Genomic DNA, 4,804 nt, shown 5'->3' on the forward strand with positions numbered 1-4,804 from the left:
GCGGTGTAGACGCCGATCCCGCCCGACGGGACGTTGGCCGTGTTGTAGGCGGCGAGAGGAGTCGTCCCCGAGGGGAGGGTGAGCGTGCCGTCGAAGTACACCTGGAGGATCCGGCCCGCCGCGCCCGATCTGGCCGCCCGCGTCGTAGGACGCCTCGATGTAGACGACGAGGTTCGAACCGTCCATCCGCAGCGGGTACATCCTGCGGTCCTCGGGAGCCGCGGAACGCCACTTCTCCTTGCCGGTGTCGAGGCTGAAGGCGACGACGTCGTTGCCGCGGAGCCCGTCGGTCGGCAGGTAGAGGGTGTCGGAGCTGACGACGATGCCCTGGCAGCCCTGCAGATCGCGGCTGAGGATGGACAGGCCGCACTGCGGCGCGAAGGAGTCCTTGCTCGTCAGCTGCGAACGGACGGAGCCGCTGCCGTCCTTGAGGGTGACGACGCTCCACTTCTTGTTGTCCTCGTCGACCAGGGACAGGACCACGGGCGAGGTGGAGTACACCTTGTTGATCCGCATGCCCTTGGGCACCTTGAAGGTCCACTTGGCCCGGCCGGTCGCCGGGTCGACCTCCTGCGCCTGCTCGCTCTGGTCGGTGCAGGTCTCCACGGCGATCAGCCGCTTCCCGCCCGCGTAGTCGTCGGGCTGGCAGGAGCCGGCCAGCTTGCTGAACAGCTTCTTGCCGTCGCTGATCCGGAAGGCGCTGGACGGGCCCATCCGCGAGACGGTCACGGTGTTGCCGCTGATCGCCAGGTCGAGGTCGGTCATGATGTCGAAGAGGCCCTCCTCGGGGACCTCCTTCGTCCAGGCCCGCTTGCCCGACTCGATGTCGATCATGGTGAGCTGGTTGCAGTCGGCCTTGTCGCTGGTGCCGTTCATGAAGCCGATGACGACCTTGCCGTCGTCCGTGGTCTGCTGGGGCGCGCCGCAGATCTTCGCGGGCAGCTCGATCTTCCACGCCTCCTTGCCGGAGGCCGCGTCGTAGCCGGCGATCTGCTTGTACGCCGCCTTGGCCACGACGTCGCCGGCGAACCACAGGCCGGGGGCGTCGGCTCCGCTGCCGGGGGCGTCCGGGGCGTCGGCCTGCCAGAGGAGCTTCGACTCGCCTTCCTTGCGGCCCGCGTTGGGGTCGCCGTTGACGTCGTCGCCGTCGCCGCTGCCGTCCCCGTCGTCGACGGGGCCCGTGGGGTCGGTGCCCGGCTTGTCGCTGCCGCCCGCGACAGGCTTCTTGTCGTCGTCACCGCCGGCGGTGGCGAAGAAGACGCCGGTGCCGATGACGAGGAGCGCGGCGACCGCTGCACCGATGATGACCGCCGGCTTGCCCTTGAAGGGCCCTCCGCCCTGCCCGGCGGGCGCGGGGGCGCCGGGGAACTGACCGCCGGGCGGCGGCGGGTAACCGTAGCCCTGGGGAGGCTGACCGTAGGGGCCCGGCTGGACGTAAGGACCGGGCTGTGCGTACGGGTTGACGGGTGCGGGCTGTCCGGGCGGAACACCCGGCCCCTGCGGGAAGCCGTAGCCGCCCTGCGGCGGCTGCCCGGGCGGGGGCGGCGAGGACGGCGGGAACCCGTACCCCTGGGGCGGCTGCCCCGGTGCGGGCCCGCCGGCGGGAGGCTGGGCGGGCGGAGGCGGCCCCTGGGGCGGCTGCCCCTGCGGCGGCTGTCCCTGCGGCTCCTGGGGGGCGCCGAAACCGCCCTGCGGCGGCTGGTTGGGCGGCTGAGTCATCAGCGCTCTACCTCTTCACGCGGGTTCGCGGCCCGACCGGTTTCCCCCGCTCTCCCGGCGACCAAACCCCGCCGGAAAGGATCGAATCGGGCACGAATCCCGCAGATTCACGTCAGTCAAGCGGGAGTTCTTTCTACCACTGGCAACTGACAGGAAAGCGGCTCGGTCCGCCCTGTACCCATGGGCGGACCGAGCCGTGATGCCGTTGTTACGGGGTCCTCACACCGTCTCCGCAAGCTCCAGCCAGCGCAGCTCCAGTTCCTCGCGGTCCCCGGACAGGGCGCGCAGTTCGGCGTCGAGCTTCGCCACCTTCTCGAAGTCGGTCGCGTTCTCGGCGATCTGCGCGTGCAGCTTCGACTCCTTCTCGGAGATCTTGTCGAGCTGCCGCTCGATCCGCTGGAGCTCCTTCTTCGCGGCCCGGGTGTCCCCGGCGGGCTTCTCCCGGGACTCGGGAGAAGCCGGCTGCGCCGGGACCGCCGCCTCCCTCGCCCGCTCGCGCCGCTCCAGGTACTCGTCGATTCCGCGCGGCAGCATCCGCAGGGTCGCGTCCCCCAGCAGCGCGTACACCCGGTCGGTGGTGCGCTCCACGAAGAACCGGTCGTGGGAGATCACGATCATCGAGCCGGGCCAGCCGTCGAGCAGGTCCTCCAGCTGGGTCAGGGTCTCGATGTCCAGGTCGTTGGTGGGCTCGTCGAGGAACAGGACGTTCGGCTCGTCCATCAGCAGCCGCAGGAGCTGCAGCCGCCGCCGCTCGCCTCCGGAGAGGTCACCGACGGGCGTCCACTGCTTCTCCTTGGCGAAGCCGAACTGCTCGCACAGCTGGCCCGCGGTCATCTCGCGGCCCTTGCCGAGGTCGACCCGGTCGCGCACCTGCTGCACGGCCTCCAGGACGCGCAGCTCCGGGGCCAGCTCGCCGACCTCCTGGGAGAGATAGGCCAGCCTGACCGTCTTGCCGACGGTGATCCGGCCCGCCGCCGGCTGCTTCTCGCCCTGCGTGCGGGCCGCCTCGGCGAGCGCCCTGAGCAGCGAGGTCTTGCCCGCTCCGTTCACGCCGACCAGACCGACCCGGTCACCCGGACCGAGCTGCCAGGTCAGATGCCTCAGCAGCACCTTCGGCCCGGCATGCACGGTCACGTCCTCGAGGTCGAAGACGGTCTTGCCGAGCCTGGCGCCGGCGAACTTCATCAGCTCGCTGGTGTCCCGGGGCGGCGGCACGTCCGCGATCAGTTCGTTGGCGGCCTCGATGCGGAAGCGCGGCTTGCTCGTACGGGCCGGGGCACCCCGGCGCAGCCAGGCCAGCTCCTTGCGTACGAGGTTCTGCCGCTTGGCCTCCTCGGTGGCCGCGATCCGCTCCCGCTCGGCACGGGCGAAGACGTAGTCGGAGTACCCGCCCTCGTACTCGTGGACGGCGCCGCGCTGCACGTCCCACATGCGGGTGCAGACCTGGTCGAGGAACCACCGGTCGTGGGTCACGCAGACCAGCGCGGACCGGCGGGCACGCAGGTGCCCGGCCAGCCAGGCGATGCCCTCCACGTCGAGGTGGTTGGTCGGCTCGTCGAGAACGATCAGGTCCTGCTCGGCGATCAGCAGCTTGGCGAGCGCGATGCGGCGGCGCTCGCCGCCGGAGAGCGGCCCGATGACGGTGTCGAGGCCGTGCTCGAAACCGGGCAGGTCGAGGCTGCCGAAGAGACCGGTCAGGACGTCCCTGATCTTGGCGCTGCCCGCCCACTCGTGGTCGGCGAGATCGCCGATGACCTCGTGGCGGACGGTGGCCCGCGGGTCCAGCGAGTCGTGCTGGGTCAGCACTCCGAGGCGCAGCCCGCCGCTGTGCGTGACGCGCCCGCTGTCCGCCTCCTCCAGCTTGGCCAGCATCCGGATCAGCGTCGTCTTGCCATCGCCGTTGCGTCCGACCACCCCGATCCGGTCACCCTCGCTGACGCCGAGGGACACTCCGTCGAGCAGCGCACGCGTGCCGTACACCTTGCTGACGGCCTCGACATTGACCAGATTGACGGCCATTTCACTCCTGGAAGGGGACGGTTCTCGGCTTCCCAGAGTAGTCGCCGCCCGTACCCGACCGTTCCGGGCACGGAATGTCGGGCCCCGGGGTGCGGGGGCTCCCTAGCGTGGGCGTCCGTAAGGAAGGAGCACCCGGGTGCTGGAGCGGCTCAATCAGGCGATGGACCACGTCGAGGACCGTCTCGGGCAGCGGATCGAGGTGTCCGAGCTGGCACGGATCGCCGTCACGTCGGAGTACCACTTCCGCAGGATGTTCTCGGCGCTGGCGGGCATCCCGCTGTCCGAGTACGTGCGGCGCAGGCGGCTGACGCTGGCGGGTGCCGAGGTGCTCGCCGGGGACCGGACCCTGCTGGAGATCGCCGTGCGGTACGGCTACGGCTCGGCCGAGGCGTTCGCGCGGGCGTTCCGCGCCGTGCACGGCGTCGGGCCCGGAGAGGCCAGGCGGACCGGCGCGGCACTGCGCTCCCAGCCCCGGATGTCCTTCCGCCTCGTCGTCGAAGGGAGTGGCAGCATGCGGTACCGGGTGGTCGAGAAGGAAGCGTTCGCGCTGGTGGGGCGGAAGGCAAGGGTCCCGCTGGTGCACGAGGGCATGAACCCGGCGATCGTCGCGTTCGTACGGGGGCTCGGGCGGGAGACGATCGCGCGGATCGAGGAACTCGCCGACCAGGAGCCGCGCGGGGTCGTGACCGTGAGCGACGGCCTCGACGCCGCGCGCGAGGAGGGCACCGCGTTCGACTACTGGCACGCGGTGGTCACCGGCGCACCGGCGCCGGAGGACATGGAGACTCTCGCCGTCCCCGCCGGCACGTGGGCGGTCTTCGAGAGTTCGGGGGCCTTCCCGCAGGCCGTGCAGTACCTGTGGCGCGACGTGTTCACACAGTGGTTCCCGTCCAATCCGTACCGGAGCAGGCCGGGCCCGGAGATGCTGAGCACGCGCCTCTCCGACGACGGCGGCCACGCGGACGCGGAACTGTGGGTCCCCGTGGAACGGCTCCCGGGCTGACGGGCGGGGCCGGTTCCGGTACCCCCGGAGCGGCCGCGGCCGCTCCGGGGCCGCCCCGGGCCG

Annotated in this window: 2 protein-coding genes and 1 pseudogene; 1 reads left to right on the forward strand and 2 read right to left on the reverse strand. The window is 71.4% G+C overall.

The annotated features are described in order from the left end of the window. Positions 1 to 237: 237 nt before the first annotated feature. Positions 238 to 1,719: pseudogene (locus GUY61_RS34875) on the reverse strand (PQQ-binding-like beta-propeller repeat protein); the annotation flags it as partial. 219 nt (positions 1,720 to 1,938) lie between these two features. Continuing rightward, positions 1,939 to 3,738 (reverse strand): ABC-F family ATP-binding cassette domain-containing protein, encoded by a 1,800-nt coding sequence (locus GUY61_RS34880; protein WP_166634331.1) that lies wholly within the window; start codon positions 3,736 to 3,738, stop codon positions 1,939 to 1,941. Positions 3,739 to 3,874: 136 nt separating this feature from the next. Here GUY61_RS34880 and GUY61_RS34885 point away from each other — a divergent pair, with 136 nt between their 5' ends. Continuing rightward, positions 3,875 to 4,741 carry an AraC family transcriptional regulator gene (locus GUY61_RS34885; protein ID WP_166634332.1) on the forward strand — a complete coding sequence of 289 codons (867 nt, stop codon included), beginning with the start codon at positions 3,875 to 3,877 and terminating at the stop codon, positions 4,739 to 4,741. The last annotated feature ends 63 nt before the right edge of the window (positions 4,742 to 4,804 follow it).

Source organism: Streptomyces sp. GC420, assembly GCF_009916105.1.
Taxonomy (GTDB): Bacteria; Actinomycetota; Actinomycetes; order Streptomycetales; family Streptomycetaceae; genus Streptomyces.